The sequence below is a fragment of the Streptomyces sp. NPDC030838 genome (genome assembly GCF_055572035.1).
Genome location: NZ_JBVIED010000033.1, coordinates 1 through 2,087, shown reverse-complemented (window position 1 = coordinate 2,087; position 2,087 = coordinate 1). Strand labels below are relative to the sequence as shown.

Annotated in this window: 1 protein-coding gene; it reads right to left on the bottom strand. The window is 67.9% G+C overall.

Features of this window, described 5'->3' with window-relative positions; genetic code table 11:
- Positions 1-2,087, bottom strand: a 2,087-nt coding sequence (locus ACZ42A_RS38925; RefSeq protein WP_468532118.1) for a DNRLRE domain-containing protein, incomplete at both ends; no start/stop codon positions are given.

Sequence of the window (2,087 nt, the reverse complement as noted above, 5' to 3'; positions counted from 1 at the left end):
GCGCCGAGCCGGATCGGTCCGGCGAGCTGGGCGGACCAGCCGCCGCCGAGGACGGTGTCGCTGGTGTCGAGGGAGTTGTAGGAGAAGCGGGCGAACGTGGTCAGGCCGCGGCCCGGGTTGGTGAACGCGTTGTACGACCACACGGTGTTGCCGGCGGCGAGGTTGTTCATCACCGTCGACCCGGCGCCCGTGTTCTTGCCCGTGTAGGAGTAGAACTTCTCCAGACCCAGGCTGTTGGAGGTCGGGTCCTCCACCGCCACGTTCTGCTTCAAGGACGGGATGCCGCCGGTCCCGGCGGACAGCCAGCTGCCGTCGGAGACCTTGCGGACATCCCAGCCGAGGACATAATCGGTGCGCTTGTTGCCGTTGTCGCTGTTGATCGGCGTCTTGACCTGTGCCTGGAGCACGGTCGACTGACCCGGCGCGAGGGCGGGGATGGCCGTCGCGACCTGGTTGCCGCCGTTGGTGACGTCCGTGCCGTCCGGGAGCTTCCAGGTGTAGGACAGCTCGCGCTCACCGGCCGCCCACGCGGTGTTGGTGGTGTTGGTGAGGGTGAACTCGACCGTGTAGGTGGAGTTCGGGGTCATCCGCGCCGGCGTCTTCGGTGCGTAGTACGTCGAGTCGGTGGTGGAGTCGATGTAGGAGACCACCAGACGCGGGCGCAGCTTCTTCTCGCTCGCCTCGGAGGACAGGAACACCGTGCGTTCCTGCTTGACCGACTCATCCGCCATCTTCAGCAGCACACCCTGCTGGGAGGAGGGCGTGGTCACCCAGCCCTGCACCAGGGACGTGGCGTCCCAGTCATGGCGGGCGGGGTCGTTGCTCATCGCCGGGGCGGTGTCCGCGATGGTCGCGCTGAAGTCACCACCGGCGGCGCTCCAGTTGGTGGTCGAGTTGGCCTTGACCCAGGTCGCCGACGCCTCGTCGAAGTCACGCGTCAGCGGCCGCAGCTCATAGACCGCGCCGGTGTTCTCCGTGGTGGTCGTGGTGCCCCACAGACGCACGGTGGCGTCCATGACGCGGGCGCTCCCGGGGATGTCCGACAGGGCCGGGAACTTCAGCAGCGCGCGGGTGGTGCCGTAGCTGGGCGAGTTGTTGCCTACCGCCAGCCAGTTCTGCGCGATGCCGTCCGTGATCGTGTCGTGCGGGGTCGTCGACTCCGTCTGCGACAGCGTTGTGTCCTGGGCGGCCTCGACGATCTTCGTGGTACGGCCCGCCTTGGGCAGCCGCACCAGCTGCGTCGGAGCACCGATCACCTGACCGTCCGCCGTCTTGACGGCGACCATGTAGTAGTACGCCCGCCCGAACAGCTCCGAGCTGCCCGCGTCCGTCGGCGTCGCCGAGGTGTCGGTGTACGACGTCGACGACTTCGACACGGGGGCGACCAGGGTCGCCGCCGACGGGGTGAAGGTCTGGTAGATGGAGCGGTGGACCTGGTACTCGACGATGTCGTCACCGGCCGCGGTCGACGGGTCGGCGTACGCCGACCACTTCAGCTCCGCACCGGTGTCGTGGATCGTCGTCGGCGCATCCAGCTCCACACCGGGACGGCCGTACGTCAGCACCAGACGCGGGTAGTTCGCGGCCTCACCCGCGTAGGCGAACTCGCTGCCCTCATAGCGGGGGCCGCCCTTGGGGGCATTCGCGGACTCGTCGGCGGCCTTGACCACGAAGCCGTGGTTGGTGTTCGCCCCGTCGATCCAGGACTGCACGGTCTTGGTGACCGGGAAGGAGTGCCACACGTTCAGCTCGGACGGCTGCTTGGTGACCACACCGCCCTTGGTGAAGCGGACCGCGTCCGCGATCACCGCCGTGGACGTCGAAGCCGGACCGTCACCGAGGACGATCTTGCCCGCAGTGCCCGCCTTGAACGGGTGCGTGCCCAGCGTCTTCCATACACCGCCCGTACCGGCCTGCTGGTTGACCGTGTAGGCCTTCGAGCCACCGCTGTAGGTCAGCGTGTACGGCGCATTGGTGGCCCGGTCCGTGGCGGGCACGTAGTGCACCTGGACCTGGTAGTCGCCGTCCTCGGGAAGGTTCGGCTGCCAGGTGTAGGTGTTCCCGGCGACCGAGTCCTTGTTGTACAG